We start from the raw sequence: 21,551 nt of genomic DNA on the forward strand, positions 1-21,551 counted from the left end.
CACAATCTGCGCATTATAGATTGAATACCTGACCGTTCGCCTTTATCGGGCGCGCACAAGCAGGAAGGCTTCACCATGCCCCATTCCAAACCTTTTGAACTCGGCTGGGAGGAATGGCTCGCGCTGCCTGATCTTGGCCTGCCAGCAATCAAGGCGAAGGTGGATACAGGCGCGCGCACGTCTGCGCTGCACGCCAGCGTGATCGAGCCATTTGGTCCGGCTGACGCGCCGCAAGTACGCTTCCTGATACAACCAGACCCGAACAATCCCGCGCTCGAGGTGACGTGTTCAGCACCGGTCGTGGACCGCCGCGACGTGACAAGCTCGAACGGGGAAACAGAGCTGCGCTATGTAATCCAGACCGATGTGGAAATGGGTGGCCGACGCTGGCCGATCCAACTGACGCTAACCAATCGCGAAAGCATGTCCTACCGAATGCTGTTCGGACGCGGCGCAATCCAGCCCGACATGATTGTCGATGCCAACGCGTCGTTCCGTCAACCGAAGCTGGACTTCGCCGCCTATGCCGGCCTGCCGAAAAAGCGCCCTGTAAAACGCCCCCTCCGGATCGCCCTGCTAACGCGTGAGCCGAAGAATTACTCCAGTCAGCGCCTGATAGAAGCAGCGCAAGCGCGCGGCCACGTGATCGAAGCCATCGACACGGCCCGCTGCTACATGCAAATCGGCACAACGCACCCGCAAGTGCATTATGATGGCAAGGCGCTGCCGCGTTATGACGCCGTCATCCCGCGTATCGGTGCGGGGATAACGGATTACGGGCTCGCCGTATTGCGCCAGTTCACCAACACTGGCGCCTTCTGCCTGAACAGCGCGAGTTCCATCGGGCATTCGCGCGACAAGCTGATGGCCCACCAATTACTTGCGCGCGCCAAGATAGACATGCCGGTCACCGCCTTTGCCCACAGCCCGAAAGACACCAAGGACCTTATCTCTCTGGCGGGTGGCGCGCCCGTGGTCGTGAAGCTGCTCTCATCGACACAGGGCAAAGGTGTTGTGTTGGCAGAAACACGCAAGGCTGCGGAAAGCCTGACGGATGCCTTCCGCGGGCTGGACGCCAACTTCCTGGTTCAGGAATTCGTGGAAGAGGCGGCCGGGACCGATGTGCGAGCCTTTGTGATTGGCAACAAGGTGGTCGGCGCAATGAAGCGCCAGGCACAGAAGGGCGAGTTCCGGTCCAATTTGCACCGTGGCGGCACCGCATCCACGATCAAACTGACGCGGCAGGAGAGAGATACGGCGCGGGAGGCAGCAAAGGTACTTGGCTTGCGCGTCGCTGGCGTAGACCTTCTGCAAACGGAGAAAGGCCCGAAAGTTCTGGAAGTGAATTCCTCCCCCGGCCTTGAAGGTATAGAGTCCGCCACGAGCAAGGATATTGCCGGCCTGATCATCGAACATCTTGAAAGCCAGGTCCGGCCGCTTGCGCGTGTTCGTGAACCTGCATCACGCAAACGCCGCTGAGAGGCAATCAGCGAGAACTGAACAGTTTTCCTTTTTCCGTGATCAGAACAACGATGAGCGATCCAACGCCGAGCGCCACAAAGCCGAGCATCAAGGGCAGGGTGGTTCCATTGTAATAGCTGCCGATCACCATGCCGAGCAGGCTGGAGACAGTCGTCGTCGCAAACCCGTAGGCTGCGGACGCCGTACCCGCGATCTTGCCAAGCGGCTCCATCGCCAGCGCTGAAAAGTTCGCACCCATCATGCCAAAACAGGCAAAGGTCAGCGTGAACATCGGGAAGAACCAGTAAAGGCTTTCACCAAACAGCCAGGTCCTCAACGCGAGCGCCGACGACATCAGGATGAACACAACCATCGCCCCGTGACTGAGCCGGCGCATACCTACACGCTCCACGAAACGGGAGTTGAAGAAGTTCGCGCCCGCCAGTGCGGCAGCGATGCCGGCGAACCAGAACGCAAACGTCTCTTCCTGTCCGAATACACCGCGGAAGACCTGCTCGGAGGAACCGATGAAGGAAAAGAGCGCACCAAATATGATGCCGGACGCACACATATAGCCGAAGGTGACGCGGCTGCGTCCGACTTCCAAATAGTTTCCAAAGGCCGACGCCAGATTGAGCGGCTTGCGCGAATCTTCGGGGAGGGTTTCTGGCAGGCGAAACCAGGTCCAGACCAGAAGCGCCAGACCAAACAGGGCCAGCACACCGAAGATCCATTGCCAAGGCGCGATGAACAAGACGACCTGCCCCATCGCTGGCGCGATCATTGGAACGATCATGAAGATGGTCATGACGAGAGACATGAATCCCGCCATACGACGGCCGGCATAAAGGTCCCGCACAACCGAGACCGCAACCAGGCGGGCGCCAGAGGCAAAAACGCCTTGAAGGAAACGCGCCGCCAACAGGGCGTGAAAATCTCGCAGTGCTGCGCACAGAACCGCCGTTAGCGCGTATCCGATCAGGCCAATGGACAATGGCATCCGCCGCCCAAACCGGTCAGAAATCGGTCCCCAGAAAAGCTGTGGGGCGCCAAAGCCGAGAATGTAGGCGAATATGATCAATTGCTGCCGGTTGGCATCTTCTGGCGAAGCGCCTGTCAGCCCGGTGGCACTGGCGATTTCCCCAAGTGCAGGCAGCATGATGTCGATGGCCAGAGCATTCAGTGCCATCAAGGCGGCAACCATGACCACCATCTCGGTTCGGCTTGGCACCGAGCGACCGTGTGCGCCTTGTTTTATGAGAGGTTGTTGCGGGGGTTGTTCTGAATCTGGCATGTCCGGAAAGTCCCCGCGTTTCGTCTAGCCGGTCCATTTGGGGCGCGTTGGGACCAAAGGCCAGTGGCGAAGACATAAAAAAGCCCCGCCAGAAGGCGGGGCTGCAATGCGGTTTCGCAATCAAGGGTCAGTTTGGTTGAGGCCGAACTATGTTCATGCCCAGATTGTAGGTTACCTGCTCAGCATCGAAATACGCCGCATCGTCAGGCTTCTTGCCCTTACCCATCAGGATTTCGGCAGATGCCACGTACTTGGTACGCTCACGATATTCAGATGGGCCGCCCCAATAAGGGTCGAGCGGTCCAAAACGCGCGTGCCGCGACCGCAGGAACGGATCGTGATAATAGCGGGCATAGGGGCCGAAATAGGCGTAATTCAGGTGAAAATGACTGTAATAAGGAGAATATGCTCCCCCAACAGGAACCAGTCGGCTGTTCGAGTCTGTTTCACGGCGCACAACCCGGAAATGATCATACCCATTCAGACGAGTCAGCTCTGCAGCGCGATAGAGCAGATAGGTCTCTACCGTCTTTCGGTCAGTCAGCGAATTACCGGAGAACTCGACCTGAAAGCGATTGTCTTCAATCTTCACTTCTGAGTAGCCGCTATTGCCGTCAATGGCAGCCTGATAGGGCGTAGCGGTGGCGCAGGCACCTAGTAAGGCCAGCGCGGCCAATGCGCCTGAAAGCTTTAATGTAGGCATGGGGCGAACCCTCCTCAGTGTTGATCCCGCCATTTTATGGAGGAAGCTGGCTGAACACTAGTTGAATTGGCTTCACGTTTCAGCGAGCAGATTGTTCCTGAAACAGAAAAGGGCGACCCGGAGGCCGCCCTGTACTCATTTGTCTGAAACGCCAGATTACGCGGCCTTGTAGCCCATCACGGCTTTCACTTCGAGGAACTCCTCGAAACCGTACTCGCCCCATTCGCGGCCATTGCCAGACTGGCCATAGCCACCAAATGGCGCCGTGAAGTCCGGGCGGGCTCCATTGACCTGGATCTGGCCAGCGCGGATGCGGTTGGCCACCTTGCGGGCCTCTTCTTCTGCGCCCTGCACATAGCCAGCAAGACCATAAACCGTATCGTTCGCCATCTGGACCGCATCGTCGACGTCCTCATACGGGATCATGACCAGCACCGGCCCGAAAATTTCTTCCCGAGCAATTGTCATGTCATTCGTGACGTTTGCAAACACGGTCGGACGCGCAAAATAGCCCTTGTTGAAGCCTTCCGGACGTCCCGGACCACCAGCAACCAGGGTTGCGCCCTCTTCAATACCCTTCTGGATCAGGTCCTGAACCTTCTGGTACTGATTTCCGTTGGAAATTGGTCCGATCGCGCCCGGCGTCGCCTCTGCAGGCATCATCACCTTCACAGATTCAGCAGCGGCTTTTGCAATAGCGATCGCCTGCTCCTGCTGGTCCTTCTGGACGAACATGCGCGACGGAGCGTTACAGGACTGACCAGAGTTGGTCATCATCTGCATCACGCCACCGCCGACGGCCTTTTCGAGATCCGCTGAAGGCAGGATGATATTCGGGCTTTTGCCACCCAGCTCCTGGGCGACGCGTTTCACCGTCGGTGCAGCGGCCTGGGCGACCAGAACACCAGCACGGGTCGAGCCGGTGAAGCTCATCATGTCAACATCCGGGTGTGCCGAGAGAGAGGAACCAACGCCCGGACCATCACCGTTCACGAGGTTGAACACGCCCTTCGGCACACCGGCCTCATGCATGATCTCAGTGAGGATCATGGCATCCAGGGGAGCAATCTCGGATGGCTTCAGAACCATCGTGCAGCCTGCTGCAATGGCAGGCGCCACTTTGCAGGCAATCTGATTGAGCGGCCAGTTCCATGGCGTGATGAACCCGCAGACGCCAATCGGCTCCTTGCGGAGCAATGTCGTGCCTTTCAATTCTTCGAATTGATATTCGCGAAGGATCGCAGCGGTGGTGCCGAAATGGCCCATACCAGCTGGCACTTGCGCAGCGTTGGCCAGCCACATCGGCGCGCCCATCTCATTTGAGATCGCCTCAGCCATTTCAGGCATACGCGCCTTGATGCCTGCAGCAATCTTTTCCAGCAACTCAGCGCGATACTCCACGCTCGTTTGCGAAAATGATGGAAAGGCAGCCTTCGCAGCAGCAACGGCCTTGTCGACATCTGCTTTCGAGCCGATCGAGATGACGGCAAAACTCTCTTCAGTTGCCGGATTTTCGATTTCCATTGTCCGTGGCTCTACGGGATCTACCCATGCGCCGTCGATATAGAACTGCTTGTATTCTTTCATGCTGTTCGGGCCTCCCTGTGGTCCATTTGCTGACACGACTATAGGTGCGCCACCCGCCACGGGCGAGTCCTGACGCAGCGTAATTTCAATGGCCGCGAAATCAGCTGCCGTGTACGTGATCTACGTCGAAAGCTGCAATCGTGGCGAGGTTCACAATGTCGCCCACGGTCGCACCGAGGGAGGCGATCTGAACCGGCTTTTCCAAACCAAGCAGCATCGGGCCGATCACCGTTGCACGACTCATGGACTCCAGAAGCTTGGTCGAGATTGAAGCTGCATGAATCGCAGGCATCACCAGCACGTTCGCCGGGCCAGTCAGGCGGGAGAACGGATAGAGCAGCTTGTGGCTCGGATTGAGTGCAACGTCGGCGCTCATATCGCCCTCGTACTCAAAATCGATGCCGCCCATACTGTCGAGAATTGCCACCGCTTCGCGCACTTTTTCCCCACGCTCACCCATCGGATTTCCGAACGTAGAGTAGGAGAGGAAGGCAACGCGCGGAGAGAATCCGAGCGAACGAACCGCGCGCGCAGATTCCATTGCGATGTTGGCGAGGTCTTCGCCCTGCGGCAGTTCGGTAACGCTCGTGTCCGCAATAAAGACGGTGCGTCCCCGGTTAATCACCATGGACATGCCGATTACAGCTTGGCCCGGGATCGGGTCCAGGACGAGCAGCGAGTCATTCAACGCGACGTCGTAGTTCCGGGTCACCCCGGTCACCATGCCGTCAGCATCGCCATTCTTCAGCATGCAGCAACCGAACACGTTCCGGTCCTGATTGACGAGACGCTGGGCGTCGCGCTTCAGGTAGCCGTCACGCTGGAGGCGCGCATACAGCATGTCCGTATAGAGCGGATTGTTGTCGGATACGCGCGCATTGATGATTTCCAGCGACCCCTTGGCGACACCCATCTGTTCCATGGCGCGCTCGACCTGAGCTTCGCGGCCGATGAGGATCGGATGGCCAAGCCCCTGGTTCTTGAAGCTGAAAGCGGCACGTACAACGGCAGGCTCTTCGCCCTCTGCGAACACGATCCGTCGCTGCAGCTCCTTGCAGCGCGCCTGAACGCCTTGAATGAACGAAGCCGATGGGTCAGCCCGGCGAGCCAACGAGTGGCGGTAGGCTTCCATGTCTTCAATAGGTTTACGCGCAACGCCGGTATCCATTGCGGCCTGGGCCACGAATGGCGGGATAAAGCTGATCAGACGCGGGTCAAACGGGGTTGGAATAATATATTCACGCCCGAAGCTTGGGCGGGCACCGTGGTACGCAGCTGCCACTTCATCCGGCACGTCTTCACGCGCCAGCTCGGCCAGCGCCTGCGCAGCCGCGACTTTCATTTCCTCATTGATACCACGAGCCCGCACATCAAGCGCGCCGCGGAAAATATATGGGAAGCCGAGAACGTTGTTGACCTGGTTTGGATAGTCTGACCGTCCGGTCGCAATAATCGCATCATCACGAACCGACTTGATGTCTTCCGGCGTAATCTCCGGATCCGGATTAGCCATTGCAAAAATGATCGGGTCCTCTGCCATGGACTTCACCATCTCTGTTGAGACAGCGCCCTTCACCGACAGCCCTAGAAAGACATCGGCGCCATCCATGGCTTCCGCAAGCGTGCGCTTGGTTGTCTTCACCGCGAAGGCAGACTTGAACTGATCCATCTTCTCGGAGCGCCCCTCATAGACCACACCAGTGGAGTCGCACATCAGGATATTCTCGGCTTTCACGCCGAGGTGCCGGATAAGTCCTGCACAGGAAAGGCCGGCAGCCCCTGCCCCGGACACAGCAACTTTCAGGTCTTCCAGTTTGCGGCCCGTAATGTGGCACGCATTGATCAGGCCAGCCGCCGCGATGATCGCGGTGCCGTGCTGGTCATCATGGAAGACTGGAATGTCCAATTCTTCACGCAGACGACTCTCAATGATGAAGCAATCCGGCGAGGAAATGTCTTCCAGATTGATCCCGCCCCAAGTCGCGCCGATATTGCGAACTGTTGTGATGAACTCCTCGACGTCCGTCGTGCTGACTTCCACATCGAAGCTGTCAATGTCAGCGAACCGTTTGAACAGGACGGATTTGCCTTCCATCACCGGTTTGGATGCCATTGGCCCCAGATTCCCGAGACCAAGAATAGCGGTACCGTTGGAGATAACAGCCACCATGTTGCCCTTGGCCGTGTAATCGTAGGCGCGATCCTCATCCTCAGCGATGGCGAGAACAGGAACGGCAACGCCGGGACTGTAGGCCAGCGACAGATCGCGCTGAGTGCCCATTGGCTTGGTCGGCACCATCGAAATCTTGCCAGCATGTGGCTGCGAGTGGAAATCGAGGGCTTCCTGATCTGTGAAGCTCGGCCGTTTTGTGGTCATCGCGCGGAAAATCCGTTGTTGCAAAAAGTTTCAGATGAGGCCGCAAACTAGGCCGGTGCGATTGGCATGCCAACAGCAAAACCGGCCAATCAGTGCGATATGATCACTTTGTCGCGCGCAAGCTGGTGCGAGGCTTTGCGAATCTCTGGCACTGGCGCTAGCGTCCCGCTCCATGGCTGATACCGCTACACCCTCGAAACCTGCGTCCGCGCCGAGCCCGTTCATGGCGCAATACCTGTCGATCAAGGCACGGCACGCCGATGCCCTGCTCTTCTTTCGTATGGGTGATTTCTACGAGCTCTTCTTCGAGGACGCTATTGAAGCCGCGAAGGTGCTAGACATCACGCTAACCTCTCGGGGGGAGTATGATGGCAAGCCCATTCCGATGGCGGGCGTACCCTACCATGCCGCCGAGGGATATCTCGCACGACTGATCAAGGCCGGATGCCGGGTTGCGGTATGTGAGCAGACAGAAACTCCGGCGGAAGCCAAGAAACGCGGTTCGAAGGCGATCGTTAATCGCGACATCGTCCGCATCGTAACGCCAGGAACGCTGACCGAAGACGCGCTGCTGCCGGCACGACAGGATCAGGCGCTTGCCGCCATCGCGCTCGGGACCGGTGGCACCGAAGCTGCGATTGCGGTGTGCGATGTTTCAACCGGACGATTTGATGTCACGGCGCTTGCTGCCGATGCGTTGGCCGACTCCCTCATGGCCTACCCCCTCTCGGAATTGTTGGTGTCCGACGGCGATCTCGACAAGACTGCCGTCGCCAACACGGTCGCGCTCTCAAGCGCTCCGGTCACATTCCGCCCGGCCCGTAGCGCCAATCACAAAGCTGGCGAAAACCTGCTGAAGGAGACCTTCAACATTGCCGCGCTGGAGGCGCTCGGTGATTTCAATCGCGCAGAGCTCGCAGCGATTGGATTGTTGCTGGATTATGTGAAGCTGACCCAGGCAGGCAGCGAGATCCGCCTGGACCCACCGGTTCGAGCTCGATCGGAAGGCCATCTCGCCATTGATCCGGCAACACGAACAAGCCTCGAGATCGACCGGTCCATGCGCGGAGATCGCAATGGCTCTCTGCTCGGCACGATTGATCGGACTGTCACAGCGCCCGGCGCGCGCCTTCTGGCCGCCAGGCTGGCGCGTCCGTCCGTCGACCGGGAAGAGATTGAGGCACGCCTTGATGCCGTGTCCTGGTTTGCCGACGACCGCGATACGGTTGAGACGGTCAGATCGAGCCTCAAAGCAGCGCCAGACCTTGAACGGGCACGAACCCGCCTCCGCCTCGGGCGAGGTGGACCGCGGGATCTTGTCGCCATTGGTCGCGCATTGGTTGCCGCCCACGAAGCTGCAAGCCGCCTCACGGCTCTGGGAACCGTTTTGCCGTCCAGGATTTCTGACGCAACCCAAGCGCTGAACCTCAACAAGGATGCCTCGCTTGCCGAGCTCTCCCGCGATCTCGAAACAGCGTTGTCCGAAAACCCACCTACCTTGGCCCGTGACGGCGGATTCATCGCCCAAGGTTGGGACGCTGCGCTGGACGAGGCGCGCGGCCTTCGTGATGACAGCCGCCAGATCATTGCTGCGCTCCAGGCCCGATATGCGGACGACACCGGCATTTCCGCGTTGAAGATCAAATTCAACAATGTGCTCGGCTATTTTGTTGATGTGCCTGCCCGGCATGGGGACGCTCTCATGAAGCCCCCCTTGTCAGAGACCTTCATCCATCGCCAGACACTGGCTAGCAATGTTCGCTTTTCAACGCAGGAATTGTCTGAACTCGCCGGGAAAATATCGCGCGCAGAAGACGAAGCCAAAGGACGCGAACTTGCAATCTTTGACCAGTTCTGCAGCCGCATTGATGAGCTGAACCCTTCTCTGTCCCGGTCGGCCTCTGCCATTGCTGAACTGGATGTCGCCGCCGCTTCCGCGGAATGGGCATTCGAAGCGGATGCGGTTCGCCCGGCCCTGACCGATGACACCACATTCAAGGCGACCGGCTTGCGCCATCCGGTCGTCGAAGCCGCGCTGAAGAAAGATGGGCAAGGCTTCACTGCAAATGATCTGAACCTGAGCGGCGACGATACGGGTACGCACCTACTTCTCGTCACCGGTCCAAACATGGCAGGTAAGTCGACCTATTTGCGGCAGGGTGCACTGGCGGTGATATTGGCCCAGTCCGGTTTATTCGTGCCCGCACGATCCATCACCCTCGGCCTCTGTGACCGCATCTTCTCTCGCGTCGGCGCGTCGGACGACCTGGCCCGAGGCAGATCAACCTTCATGGTTGAAATGGTGGAAACTGCCGCAATCCTCAACCAGGCAACCGAGCGCAGCTTCGTCATCATGGACGAAGTCGGTCGCGGCACTTCAACATGGGATGGCCTTGCCATCGCCTGGGCAGCGGTCGAACATTTGCACTCAGTCAATAAATCGCGGGCCTTGTTTGCCACGCATTATCATGAACTGACAAAGCTCGTCGAAGATCTGCCCGGCGCAGCAAACGCGTCGCTGCGCGCGAAAGAGTGGAAAGATGACCTTGTCTTCCTGCACGAAGTACAATCTGGCCCGGCGGACAAATCCTATGGTGTTCAAGTTGCCAAACTGGCGGGACTTCCGAAGAAGGCCGTCAGACGCGCCGGGCAAATACTGAAACAGCTGGAAGCGGAACCCAGTGCACCCGAAAGCCTGCCCCTGTTCGCAGCTGCGTCTTTTACACCGGACACGGAAGACAATGCTGTCCCCGAAGAGATCGTCCCCCCATCAGAGGCAGATAAAGCTTTGCAACAAATAGATCCGGACTCGCTCACACCCCGCGAAGCGCTTGATCTAATATATCGACTGAAGGCGTTGGCCTCAGACTAAGCTCCCGGCCGAAGCCCCAGCCGTTTGAGCGGAGACCCGAGACCGCCACTTACCATGGCCGCCAGAATTTTCGGAGCGGGAGATATACGACTGACTGGAGCCGCCAGCCAATCCCTGAGCCAGGCGAGACTTCCGGAATCGGATTGATAGGCCGGCGTGAACAACCAACTCATGGCCTGAAACAATCGAACATGCATTTTTCGCATGCGGGCATAGTACATCAATTGTCGGTCGAGCTCGTCTGACTCTCCCAACGCGCGCGCCAACGCATACGCATCCAGCAACGCCATATTGGCTCCCTGCCCCAATTGCGGACTGGCAGCATGCCAACTATCGCCAATGTGAACGACACGCTGGTCAACAACCGGCCTGTGCGTGCGATGTTCATATCGGGCAAATGTCAACTGATCGTGGTTTTCCAGCGGCTCCAGCAACGCGGAGGTCTCCGGCCAGAGATCAATGGCCTCACCCTTCCAGTCTGATAATGGCGCCTGTTTCCACTGCATGTATGCATCATTGCGGATAGACCAGAAATAGGTAAGGCATTCCTGCGCAGAGTCGCTTGAACGGCCAGATGGCATGACGCCTGACATTTGGCGCGCCTGTCTGTACCGCTGGACCAGCGCGTCCAACTCGAAGCCAGCATTCTCTTGCCACGGAAGAGTTGCCCACAATGCTCCATATGGAAGTGCATGGCGAGCCCGCAGGGATAACGGCGACCGAACGCCAAGTGCATCCACCACAATGTCAAAAGGGCCAAGTGTGGTCCCCGCCCCTGTCGTCAACAGGCCTTGTCCGGCGCTTGCGGAAATGATCCGCGTCGAAGGCACAATTTCTGCGCCTGCGTACACAGCGGCTTGGTATACGAGATCAAACAGTGCGCCCCGCTGTATCGCAACCCCGCAAAGTCCCGGTCGCAAAGCCCCATACTGAACATCCAGCACCGTCCGTCCATTGTCCACGGATTGTCCATGCAGGCGACGAATGGTTGAACCAAGCTCCGACGCAGCTTCGCGCAGTCCCAGCTCGCCCAATATGGTGAGACCGGTTTCCTGCAGGATCAGTCCAGCCCCGACAGGTCTCGGTGCGTCGAACTGGTCGAATACGGAAACCTTGTGGCCGTCGCTGGCAAGAAACGCCGCTGCTGCAAGTCCGCCAATGCCCGCACCGGCAATCGCAATCTTGCAGGCCTCAGACATGTCAGCCGGCAACCCTTACCGGGTTATGATTGCAAACGAGCTGCTTCACGAACTCAACATGGCTTCGCAAGCGATAAAGGTCATCCGTGTAGGACAAGGGAACCTCCACCGCGCCGATCTCGGCTTGTAATGCCTCCAGTTCTTCAAGCACCTGATCTCGCTGATCATCGCGATCTGCAGCCCGGCCCCGCTCTTCAAGCGTGCGTAAGTCTTCATACCAGACATAGATCTTCCGGCGCACGCGCCAGCGATAGATAGGTGGCGCCACCCGAACGAGCGGAAACAGAAGCGTCAGAAGCGGAATTGCCAGAACCCAGGCGCGCTCCAGAAAGTTGGCCACATCAAAAGAGAAATAGCGCCGAAGAAAGGAGGGACCATTCTGGTAGTATCGGCGCGCCTGATCCGTTATCGGCAAATCAATCAGATCAGGGTCCGGGTAGTGTCCAGCAGGCGCGAGAAGCGTGCCTTCGGAATGGATTGATGTAGCCGCGTCGATGAGCAGTGCCTCAATCGCCGGGTGCAAATCCTTGCGGACGACCAGTTGAGCCACCGGAGCGACAAGGGGCACATCTGCTGCCGGAATGTCCTCTCCAATGTCCACCACACCGCGCAACAGGATGATATCGGACAAAGCCTCGTGACGCCGAGCCAGCGCAGGCGCGCGCTCGAATGGTAGTAGGCGCACATCCTCATTGACCAGAAGCCGATCAATATAGGAGGACTCCACAGAAGCCGCGAACGCAGCGGCATCGACCTCACCTGCCAGAAGCGCGTCCGCCGCTGTCGTGCCGGATAGCGTCAATCGCGTCGTGTCGATCCATTCCCCGCCATAATCTGCCTGCAGGTCCAGCGCCAGAATACGCGTGCCTGAGCCATCTCCCCCAATAGCGATGCGGGCTGCGCGCAAGTCTCCCAGGCTTTCCGCGGGAAAATCACTGCGAACGAAAACCCAGAACGGCTCCGGAAACAGCCCACCAATCGACCGCAATTCTTCGCGGTCGCGATCCGTCGCAAGACCGCCTTGCACCAGTCCGACATCGGCTTCGGAATCGTCGAGCAGACGCAGATTGTCGATCGAACCTTGAGTCTCAACAAGTTCGACCTCGACCCCCTCTTCCGCAAGCAAGCGCTGATACCGCTCTGCAAATGCATGATAGGCGCCGCCCGGGCTACCGGCAGCGAATCGAATATTCTTTGGAGGGGCCGGGTCCATAAGCACAAGGGCCAGCAACACCCCGGCAAGGGCGACGACCACCAATGGCCAATAGACTTTCAGGAAATCCCGCAATCCCGACATCAACCAGGCCTCCCACCTCGCACTTCCATGACGGTTAAAGCTCTAGGCCGGGAACTTGCAAGGATCAACAAAGCGTAACGCGCTGCCTTCAAATGGCCGCATGCACGCCGCGCATGGAACCTATTCCGTTAGGAGAGTGTTCATATAGGCAACGCGGCACCAAATAGGCCCGAGCAGCAAGAAAGGACCGAACCGGTGAGCAATCCAATTTCCCTGACAAGACTTCTGTCAGTTACGGTGATGGGCCTGATTGCCGCTCTGGCGTTCATCATGATCCTGATGCCTGCGCCATCGCTCTACGCTGGTTAGTCTTTGTGATAGGGCGTTCCCGCCAGAATCGACACAGCACGATAGACCTGTTCTGAAATCATGACGCGAACGAATCTGTGTGGCCAGGTCTGAGGCCCGAATGCGATTGTGTCCGGCACCGCTGTTTTCACTGCGTCGCCATAGCCTTCCGCTCCACCAATAAGGAACACCAGGTCAGGGACACCCTGGTCGCGCCATTTTGCAAGATTGGTGGCGAAATCACGGGATCGATGTGCTCGTCCGAACTCGTCCAGTCGAATACATTTGGCGCCAGCGGGCAGTTTCGCCAGGATCCGCTCGGCCTCTGCGTCGAGCCCGCCCCCGCTCGCCACCTCGACCTCTTCAATTCTTCTAAATCCAAGAGACCGCGCAATGGGGCCGGCCCGCTTGATGTATTCATCGACAAGTTCGCGCTCCGGCCCGGACTTCATCCGGCCGACGACGAGAAAAATGATCCGCATCCGTGCGCGCTAATTCGCGGGTGTGCGGTGGGCGTTGTCAGAGGCCCAGATCTTTTCGAGATTGTAGAACTCACGGACCTCGGGACGGAACAGATGCACGATAACATCCCCGGTATCGATCAACACCCAGTCAGCATTGGGCATACCTTCGATGCTGGCCGGGCGTCCGGTCAGCTTCTTGATGTCCTGTGCGAGATGATCTGCCAGAGCCGCGACGTGACGACCGGAACGGCCTGATGCGATGATCATGAAGTCAGCGAGCGAAGATTTGCCTTCAAGGTCTATGAAGAGAACATCTTCCGCCTTGTCATCCTCAAGGGCCTTGGCGAGAGTTTCGGCCACGTTACGGATGTCGTCGAGAGTGGCCTGCTGGGCGGGCTGTAGCCGCGGGGCGCTAGGGGTCAGGGGTCCGGTTCCTTCTGGTTACGATCTGCTCAAGATAATAGCATCCGCAGGCCGGAACAACCAGTGAATTACGGGTGATTCGGATCGATTTCAGCGGGAAACCATGCCAATTTGCAGTTGGTGTCAGTCTCGCCAGATTTTCGCCGCAACCTGATGGCAGGTACGCACATTGATAAGATCGCTGATGGAGTAGACTCATATGCGCACGCAACTTGCCGCCGCCGCCCTTGTGTTGGCCATGCCCCTTTGCGGTTGTGCCGCAGCGGCCCTTGGTACAGCTGGCGCTGTCGGTGTCGCCGCTGTTCAGGACAAATCACTTGGCGAAGCCGTCGACGATGCGACCGCTTCAAATCAGATCAAAAGCAAGCTTCTTTCCGAAAGCGCAAATCGGTTCGGCGAAGTTGATGTTGAAGTAACGAGCGGTCTCGTTCTGTTGTCAGGGCGCGTTGATACGCCGGAAGACCGGGTCAAAGCCGAAGGCATAGCCTGGACGTCGCCGCTGACACGTGACGTCGCAAACGAGATTCGGATCGAACCAGCAGGCGGCTTCCTGGCCAATGTATCGGACGAGTTGATCACGGCACGGGTTCGCTCTCGCCTTGTTGGATCGAGCTCCGTCAAGAGTGTGAACTTCAATATCGAAACCTATAATGGCGTCGTTTACCTGATGGGCATCGCCCGCTCAGCAGAAGAACTGAAGCGCGCCGCTGAGGAAGCGAGCGTCGTTGGCGGCGTGAAGCAGGTTGTATCTTATGTTCGCGTGCGGGATGGCCGCTCTCAACAGGCTGCGCCAACACTCCAGGGCGGAGCCTCTTATCAAAGCGCGCCTGATGCCTCATATGACACAAGTGCCGACGGCGAGCTGATCGGCGCAAGTTACTAAGCAGGGCCTCACCGCACGGGCGGTGGCCCATGAAGGAGCCGCCCCCATGAGTTTGCGCGTTGCGATCCAGATGGATCCGCTCGAATCCGTCAATATTGACGGTGACACCACATTCGCCCTGGCTGAGACCGCGCAGGCGCGCGGCATGGAGCTGTTCGTCTACGGCCCCGAAAAACTCAGCACGGAGGCAGGCCGGCTTACGGCAGAAGTGCGCCCGGCGCGCGTACAGCGCGTCAGGGAAACGCCGGGCTTGTTCGGCGACACGACACGACTGGACCTTGCAACCGATGTCGATGTCATCCTGATGCGTCAGGATCCGCCCTTCGACATGAGCTATATTACGGCCTGTCACCAGCTGGAGCAGATTTCGGACAAGACACTGGTCGTGAATGATCCGGAAGGCGTGCGCTCAAGCCCGGAAAAAATCTTTCCGCTGATGTTCCCGGAGCTAATGCCCCCTACCCTTGTGTCGCGCGATCTAGAAGCAATTCAGGAGTTTCGTGACAGGCACAAGGACATCATCATCAAGCCCCTTTATGGGCATGGCGGTGCAGGTGTATTCCGCCTGAAGAACGGCGACTCCAATTTTGACTCCCTCACCGAACTCTTTTTTAGCCGCTCCCGCGAACCAGTGATGGTTCAGGCATTCCTTCCAGCCGTCAGCGAAGGTGACAAGCGGATCATCCTGATCGATGGCAAGGCCATAGGCGCAGTGAACCGCCGCCCCAAGGATGGGCAGGTCCGTTCCAACCTCGTTGTTGGCGGCACTGCCGAAGCCAGCGACCTGAGCGATGCCGACAAACGAATTTGTGATGCCATCGGTCCGGAGCTGAAGCGTCGGGGACTTGTTCTCACAGGCATAGACGTCATTGGCGGTCGCCTGACCGAGGTGAATGTCACATCTCCAACCGGAGTTCAGGCGATCAAGAAGCTGAGCGGCATTGATATCGCCTCCATTTTCTGGGACTCTGTGCTGGACAAACTTGCGAGCCGCTAGGGCACGCGCCAAGAATGGGGACATGTTCATGAAACTGACGACAACCTTTGCGCTCGCTTCACTTTGCCTTGTGGGCACCGCCTGTTCGCAGGCGGCTGACAGCGAAGAGGCGCAAGCCGTCATTGCAACAGAGACCGCTCAGATCGAAGATGAGTACACAGGGTCGCTGAACCTGAATCTTCCATCAACCACCCTGTCGGACGACTCGACCTCTGGCGCATTGAACCTGCGCATTGGACAGGGTGATGAAGATGATAGCCTGTTGATCCGGTCCGGTGAGTTTGGAACGGGAAACTTTGACGATGAGCCGTCCACTATCCTGTCCATGCCAGAACAATCGGCAGAATCCGGAGAGGAAGTTATCCGGCTCGACCCAAAATAGCGCCGCCGCACAACCGTTGCTGGTACAAATTGATCGATCGGAGTTGATTTCAACTTTTGATTGCATACACTTCTTGGGTTAGCGCTGTGTCCAGGACATCAAGATGCCGCAAGACAGGTCAAACACCACATCCCGACGGCCCACTGGCGCGGATCGCTTCACAGGCGTTCAGATTCGTCAGGCTCGGCGCGAACTGGGCTTCACGCAGGAAGACCTGGCCAGCACACTGGGACTGACGTTTCAGCAGATCCAGAAATATGAGGCTGGGCACAGTCGGTTGTCGGTTGGGCGACTGCGGGAAGTGGCAATCGCGCTCGGCAAGCCTGTAGGGTTTTTCTTCCTGCCCGTTCCCGCACTTCCGTCCAGCCAGCAGTCGGAAGCCCGCAAACTGAGAATGCTTCAACAGGAAGCAAAAAAACACATCGACGATCTGGCCGAACAAGCTGACCTGATGGCCGCCATTCGAATTCTCAGCGCGCTTTCAGCTCGGCAATCCTAGCGCTGGCATTTGCTACAGAAGAAGCTCGACCGGCCAGACTGGACGATACGCTGAATGGGCTGATCGCAGTTCCGACACGCCTGCCCCTCCCGGTCATAGACGGCGAAAGCATGCTGGAAGTACCCCAGTTCGCCACTGGCGCTCGCAAAGTCTGAAATGGAGGACCCACCCGCCGCAATCGCCTCGGCAATCACATCATTGATGGCTGGCACCAGCCGTGCCGCCCGTTGACCCGGGATTGTCGCCGCGTGTCGCCGGGGCGACACACCTGCTCGCCAGAGCGCTTCGCATACATAAATATTGCCAAGGCCGGCAATGACAGCCTGGTCCAGAAGGGCAGATTTGACAGGTGTTTTCCGTCCCTTGAGGGCGCTGTTCAAATACGCTTCCGAAAATCCGTTCGACAGCGGCTCCGGCCCCATCGCCATTAACCGTGGATAGGCCTCGAATTGCGCGGCTGGCCAGAGTTCCATGAACCCAAACCGCCGGGGGTCATTGTAGATCACCTGCGCCCCGCTCGCGAGTTCAAACACGACGTGATCGTGGCGCGGATCGGTTCCGGTTTCATGGTGGAACTCGCCAATTTTCGAGTCAGAAACGGTAAAGCGCCCCGTCATGCCAAGATGCATGATGAGAACCTCATCCGTGGACAGGGCGAGCGTGAGAAACTTCGCCTTTCGTCCCAGATGTGTGATGCGCGCGCCCGTGAGGCGCTCAGCAAACCGCTCAGGAAAAGGAAACCGCAAATCAGCGCGATTCTGGCTGAGGTGCAGAATCTGCTGCCCTTCCATGACTGGGGCAAGTCCGCGGCGAACTGTCTCGACTTCGGGTAATTCAGGCATGGCAATGGCATATAGCTTACCATGCACGAGGCAACTATGGTGACGCGCATGACGGCAGACAGTGAAACCGAACGCAAAGTCTCATTCGGATTTGAGGATGTAACCGAGTCAGAAAAAGTCGCCCGCGTGAAGGGTGTCTTTCGCTCAGTGGCGTCTCGCTACGATCTGATGAACGACCTCATGTCTGCAGGCGTGCATCGCCTCTGGAAGCATGACGCGATGAACCAGGTAAATCCCCAGCCGGGAGAACGGCATCTGGATGTCGCTGGTGGTACGGGTGAGCTCGCCCGTGCGTTCCTGACGCTGGCCGACAAGGCAGGCAAACGACGCGGCCTCGATTCGCAAGCGACGGCGATTGTGTGCGACATCAATGATGCCATGCTGGAAGCAGGCAAGGCGCGCCCGGACAATCAAAAATGGGAGGGTCGTCTCGATTGGGTCTGCGCTGATGGTCAAAGCCTGCCCTATCCGAACCGATCATTTGATGCGGTGACGGTTTCCTTTGGCATTCGCAATTTTGCGGACCGCGTCGCGGGCTTGCGAGAATTCCGCCGCGTCTTGAAACCGGGTGGTCGTCTCGCTGTTCTGGAATTCAGTCATATGACCGTGCCGGCGCTGCAAGCCGCCTACGACACGTACAGCTTCAATGTCATCCCGAAATTGGGCAGCCTCGTCGCCGGCGATGAAGCCAGCTACCAGTATCTCGTGGAATCCATCCGCAAGTTCCCCGCACAGGATGAGTTCCGTCAGGAGATTGAAGCTTCGGGGTTCTCCCGCGTCAGTGTAACGAATTACTCCGGTGGCATCGCCGCCCTGCACTTTGGCTGGGCAGTTTGATGCGCGTCAGCTCGGGTTCATTTCCGGTGTCAAACTGGAGCGCTGGGTCGGGTCCAACAACAGCTCATTGGGCGGCGGACTCTTGTCTGCATAATACACAGCTGCGGCGATCATCGCCGACACAAGCAAACCACTCATCACAAAGTATAGAATTCCTTTGTTTTTCGGTGCTTTTTTAGTGGCCATGATAGCCTCCTCCATAAATAGATTATCCCTGAACAAACGCTGCACGGAACGACCGGTTCCCACGGCGCAATGGAGCCGCACATGGGAATGATCGGAGATTATCGCCGCCTGATGCGTGCAGGGATCGCTCTGGCCCGCCATGACGTCATCTTGCCGGGCGCATATCAGACCCGCCTGCCCCTACCCGCCCGAATCGCCGGACGGATCCTGCGGCTCGTCGGTGGTGGCGCGAAAGGTCGGCCTGGCCAGAGACTTGCCCGCGCTCTCGAAAAGCTCGGCCCGGCTTACATCAAGCTGGGGCAATTCCTGGCGACGCGGCCCGATGTATTCGGCGCCGAAGTAACCGAAGACCTGGGACGGCTGAAGGACAAGCTGCCCCCCTTCTCCATGAAAGCAGCGCGCGCGGCCCTCGCTGAAGAATTCGGCGCGGCCGACGCAGAACACCTGTTCGGAGATCTGTCAGACCCGGTTGCAGCCGCCTCTCTGGCGCAGGTCCACAAGATGGAGCTGGCAGGTGGCACTCGCGCCGTGAAGATCCTGCGTCCCGGAATTGAGCGACAGCTGACGGTGGAACTCTCCGCCATGAAGCGCGCGGCACGTACAATTGAGGGCATATCCGCGGAAAGCCAGCGCCTCAAACCGGTTGCATTCACAGAGACCATCGCCGCTGCCATGATGCGCGAGACTGATCTGCGTCTGGAAGCAGGCGGCGCAGACGAAATGCATGAGATCAGTCAGAAATCCGGCCATTTCGTTGTGCCGGGCGTCGATTGGGATCGCACGGGTCGCCGTGTTCTGACTATCGACTGGATTGATGGAACACCCCTGACTGACCCAAAGGCGTTGGACCGTCCGGGTATCGACCGCAAGAAACTGGCGAACGACATCACGCAAGGCTTTCTCACGCATGCCATCGAATACGGCGTGTTTCATGCGGACATGCATGAAGGGAATTTGATTATCACGCCAGAGGGAAAAGTAGCCCTGATCGATTTCGGCATTATCGGCCGGATCGGCATGACAGAGCGCCGGTTCCTGGCGGAAATTCTGTGGGGCTTCCTGAAACGCGACTATCTGCGCGTTGCCGAGGTGCATTTCGAAGCTGGATACGTTCCGGCCACCCAATCCGTCGGAGAGTTTGCACAAGCACTGCGTTCCATAGGGGAACCCGTTCACGGCAAGCCCGCCGAAGAAGTTTCGATGGGCCGCGTTCTGCTGCAACTCTTCGACTACACGCACACATTTGGCATGTCTCTGCGCCCGGAACTGGTTCTGCTCCAGAAAACAATGGTTCAGGTCGAGGGCGTTGCACGTGCGATTGATCCCTCACACAATATCTGGTTCGCGTCTGAACCGGTTGTTGGAGGCTGGATACGCCGCAGTTTCGGCCCGGAGGGCGCAGCAAAGCTGGTGGCGGGAAATGTGAAAGAGATTACCAACCGGCTGAAGCGATTGCCGGAAGTGATGGACCGGTTTGAGGCCTCACTTGAGCCGCCCGCACCGCTCCCGCCGCCAACCAGACGGTTTGCGCCCTGGTGGGGCTGGTTCGGCTTTATCACGGCTCTGGTAGCCCTCGCCATATGGGCGGCGAAATAGCCCGATGACAGCAAAATCCTGCAAAACCTGGCGAAATCCTTAACTGACACGGCAGGTTCACGGGGATTTCATGGGGCATCGGCAAGGAATTTGCGGTAAGAGTGCCATCAAGACTGAAGGCCCCGATTAATGACGCAGAAACGCATCCTCCTGATCATTTCCGGCGGAATTGCCGCCTATAAAAGCCTGGAGCTTATCCGGGAGTTGCGCCGGCGCGACATTGCCTGTCGTTGCATCGTCACCAAGGGGGGCCAGGAATTCGTGACGCCCCTGTCTGTTTCAGCCCTGTCAGGCGACAAGGTGTACACCGAACTCTTCAACCTCAGCGACGAAGCCGAAATGGGCCATATCGAGCTGTCTCGTTCGGCTGACCTCGTCGTCGCCTGCCCGGCGACCGCAGACCTGATGGCCAAAGCCGCTGGCGGCCTTGCCAATGATCTTGCATCCACAACTCTGCTGGCAACCGACAAGCCGGTTCTGATGGTGCCTGCCATGAATGTCCGGATGTGGCAGCATCCTGCCACCATGCGCAACATCGAGACATTGCGCGCCGATGGCGTAACGGTGATGGAGCCGGACGAAGGCGCGATGGCCTGTGGTGAATTTGGACCTGGGAGGCTTCCAGAGATCCCGGCGATTGTAGCCGAGATTGAGCGCATGCTGGCGGGTGAAAACGCCGGCGCGCTTTCCGGCACTCACGCCCTTGTCACAGCCGGCCCGACACGGGAACCGCTGGACCCGGTCCGCTTCCTCTCAAATCATTCGTCCGGCAAACAGGGCTACGCCATAGCCGAAGCGCTCGCGCGTCTGGGCGCGCAGGTCACGCTCGTATCTGGGCCGGTTTCTCTGCCTGCCCCGCGCGGTGTGAATTTGGTGCCAGTTGAGACGGCGCGGCAAATGTTGAAAGCTTGCGAAGATGCTCTGCCCACTGATGTCTTCGTATCAGTGGCCGCCGTTGCGGACTGGCGCCCTGCCCGCGCAGCGACCAAGAAGCTGAAGATCAAAGGTGCGGGCAGCGAGCATCCGTCCATGGAACTGACGGAAAACCCGGACATCCTCAAAACGCTGGCCAACAAGCGAAAGAATCGCCCCTCCCTCGTCATCGGCTTTGCGGCAGAAACCCATGATGTCGAGGAGCATGCCGTAGCGAAGCTGAAGCGCAAGAACTGTGACTGGATTGTCGCCAATGATGTGTCTGGCGATGTGATGGGGGGAACAGAGAACGAGATTGCTCTGATCTCGCGAGACGGATCCGAACGCTGGCCACGCATGGGCAAGGACGAAGTTGCCCGCCGCCTTGCCCTGAAAATTGCCGAAACCGTGGGTGATGAAGGCGACGGTTTGAAACTCGCTGCTGAATAGGC

General features: G+C 58.4%; 19 protein-coding genes. 9 read left to right on the top strand and 10 right to left on the bottom strand.

The annotated features are described in order from the left end of the window. The first annotated feature begins 75 nt into the window (after window positions 1-75). Window positions 76-1,479: a 30S ribosomal protein S6--L-glutamate ligase gene (rimK, locus tag HY36_RS04600; protein WP_035549199.1), complete on the top strand. Its 1,404-nt coding sequence runs from the start codon at window positions 76-78 to the stop codon at window positions 1,477-1,479. Between the two features lie 7 nt (window positions 1,480-1,486). Here rimK and HY36_RS04605 read toward each other — a convergent pair whose 3' ends face one another. The 4 genes from HY36_RS04605 to HY36_RS04620 all read right to left on the bottom strand — a co-directional run bounded on the left by HY36_RS04605 (window position 1,487) and on the right by HY36_RS04620 (window position 7,422). After that, window positions 1,487-2,755 (bottom strand): multidrug effflux MFS transporter, encoded by a 1,269-nt coding sequence (locus HY36_RS04605; RefSeq protein ID WP_081806037.1) that lies wholly within the window; start codon window positions 2,753-2,755, stop codon window positions 1,487-1,489. A gap of 127 nt (window positions 2,756-2,882) precedes the next feature. After that, window positions 2,883-3,458: a CC0125/CC1285 family lipoprotein gene (locus HY36_RS04610; RefSeq protein WP_035549205.1), complete on the bottom strand. Its 576-nt coding sequence runs from the start codon at window positions 3,456-3,458 to the stop codon at window positions 2,883-2,885. A gap of 156 nt (window positions 3,459-3,614) precedes the next feature. Further along, window positions 3,615-5,045, bottom strand: coding sequence for an aldehyde dehydrogenase family protein (locus tag HY36_RS04615; RefSeq protein WP_035549206.1), 1,431 nt, complete (start codon window positions 5,043-5,045; stop codon window positions 3,615-3,617). A gap of 100 nt (window positions 5,046-5,145) precedes the next feature. Continuing rightward, complete coding sequence (locus tag HY36_RS04620) at window positions 5,146-7,422, bottom strand: NADP-dependent malic enzyme (protein WP_035549209.1); 2,277 nt, start codon at window positions 7,420-7,422, stop codon at window positions 5,146-5,148. 172 nt (window positions 7,423-7,594) lie between these two features. Between HY36_RS04620 and mutS the strand changes: the two genes are divergently transcribed. Continuing rightward, window positions 7,595-10,294, top strand: a complete 2,700-nt coding sequence (gene mutS / locus HY36_RS04625) for a DNA mismatch repair protein MutS (protein WP_035549212.1) — start codon at window positions 7,595-7,597, stop codon at window positions 10,292-10,294. Here the strand turns inward: mutS and HY36_RS04630 are convergent. The 4 genes from HY36_RS04630 to rsfS form a co-directional block, all read right to left on the bottom strand. Continuing rightward, window positions 10,291-11,493 (bottom strand): FAD-dependent oxidoreductase, encoded by a 1,203-nt coding sequence (locus HY36_RS04630; RefSeq protein WP_035549214.1) that lies wholly within the window; start codon window positions 11,491-11,493, stop codon window positions 10,291-10,293. The two genes, mutS and HY36_RS04630, sit on opposite strands and share 4 nt — an antisense overlap. 1 nt (window position 11,494) lies before the next feature. After that, complete coding sequence (locus HY36_RS04635) at window positions 11,495-12,790, bottom strand: TAXI family TRAP transporter solute-binding subunit (RefSeq protein ID WP_035549216.1); 1,296 nt, start codon at window positions 12,788-12,790, stop codon at window positions 11,495-11,497. A 305-nt stretch (window positions 12,791-13,095) separates the two neighbouring features. After that, window positions 13,096-13,560 carry a 23S rRNA (pseudouridine(1915)-N(3))-methyltransferase RlmH gene (locus tag HY36_RS04640; RefSeq protein ID WP_035549219.1) on the bottom strand — a complete coding sequence of 155 codons (465 nt, stop codon included), beginning with the start codon at window positions 13,558-13,560 and terminating at the stop codon, window positions 13,096-13,098. A gap of 9 nt (window positions 13,561-13,569) precedes the next feature. Next, window positions 13,570-13,902 (bottom strand): ribosome silencing factor, encoded by a 333-nt coding sequence (gene rsfS, locus HY36_RS04645; RefSeq protein ID WP_206741152.1) that lies wholly within the window; start codon window positions 13,900-13,902, stop codon window positions 13,570-13,572. Between the two features lie 262 nt (window positions 13,903-14,164). Here rsfS and HY36_RS04650 point away from each other — a divergent pair, with 262 nt between their 5' ends. The 4 genes from HY36_RS04650 to HY36_RS17655 all read left to right on the top strand — a co-directional run bounded on the left by HY36_RS04650 (window position 14,165) and on the right by HY36_RS17655 (window position 16,726). Then, window positions 14,165-14,848 (top strand): BON domain-containing protein, encoded by a 684-nt coding sequence (locus tag HY36_RS04650; protein WP_081806038.1) that lies wholly within the window; start codon window positions 14,165-14,167, stop codon window positions 14,846-14,848. A 46-nt stretch (window positions 14,849-14,894) separates the two neighbouring features. Further along, window positions 14,895-15,845: a glutathione synthase gene (gshB, locus tag HY36_RS04655; RefSeq protein ID WP_035549223.1), complete on the top strand. Its 951-nt coding sequence runs from the start codon at window positions 14,895-14,897 to the stop codon at window positions 15,843-15,845. Window positions 15,846-15,873: 28 nt separating this feature from the next. Continuing rightward, a complete protein-coding gene (locus HY36_RS04660; protein WP_155841703.1) occupies window positions 15,874-16,227 on the top strand; it encodes a hypothetical protein in 354 nt (117 codons plus the stop codon). 103 nt (window positions 16,228-16,330) lie between these two features. Continuing rightward, entirely contained in the window at window positions 16,331-16,726 is a 396-nt protein-coding gene (locus HY36_RS17655; RefSeq protein WP_051602508.1) for a helix-turn-helix domain-containing protein, read from the top strand. Here HY36_RS17655 and mutM read toward each other — a convergent pair. Then, window positions 16,723-17,568, bottom strand: coding sequence for a bifunctional DNA-formamidopyrimidine glycosylase/DNA-(apurinic or apyrimidinic site) lyase (gene mutM / locus HY36_RS04670; RefSeq protein ID WP_035549229.1), 846 nt, complete (start codon window positions 17,566-17,568; stop codon window positions 16,723-16,725). The two genes, HY36_RS17655 and mutM, sit on opposite strands and share 4 nt — an antisense overlap. Before the next feature lie 21 nt (window positions 17,569-17,589). On the opposite strand from mutM, the gene HY36_RS04675 reads away from it, so the two are divergent. After that, window positions 17,590-18,405, top strand: coding sequence for a class I SAM-dependent methyltransferase (locus HY36_RS04675; RefSeq protein ID WP_241764145.1), 816 nt, complete (start codon window positions 17,590-17,592; stop codon window positions 18,403-18,405). Window positions 18,406-18,411: 6 nt separating this feature from the next. Here HY36_RS04675 and HY36_RS04680 read toward each other — a convergent pair whose 3' ends face one another. Then, window positions 18,412-18,591 (bottom strand): hypothetical protein, encoded by a 180-nt coding sequence (locus tag HY36_RS04680; RefSeq protein WP_155841705.1) that lies wholly within the window; start codon window positions 18,589-18,591, stop codon window positions 18,412-18,414. Between the two features lie 81 nt (window positions 18,592-18,672). Here HY36_RS04680 and HY36_RS04685 point away from each other — a divergent pair, with 81 nt between their 5' ends. Next, window positions 18,673-20,187: an AarF/UbiB family protein gene (locus HY36_RS04685; protein ID WP_035549368.1), complete on the top strand. Its 1,515-nt coding sequence runs from the start codon at window positions 18,673-18,675 to the stop codon at window positions 20,185-20,187. Window positions 20,188-20,316: 129 nt separating this feature from the next. After that, complete coding sequence (gene coaBC, locus HY36_RS04690) at window positions 20,317-21,549, top strand: bifunctional phosphopantothenoylcysteine decarboxylase/phosphopantothenate--cysteine ligase CoaBC (RefSeq protein ID WP_035549235.1); 1,233 nt, start codon at window positions 20,317-20,319, stop codon at window positions 21,547-21,549. Window positions 21,550-21,551 lie beyond the last annotated feature (2 nt).

It is taken from the genome of Hyphomonas atlantica corrig. (assembly GCF_000682715.1).
Lineage (GTDB): Bacteria > Pseudomonadota > Alphaproteobacteria > Caulobacterales > Hyphomonadaceae > Hyphomonas > Hyphomonas atlantica.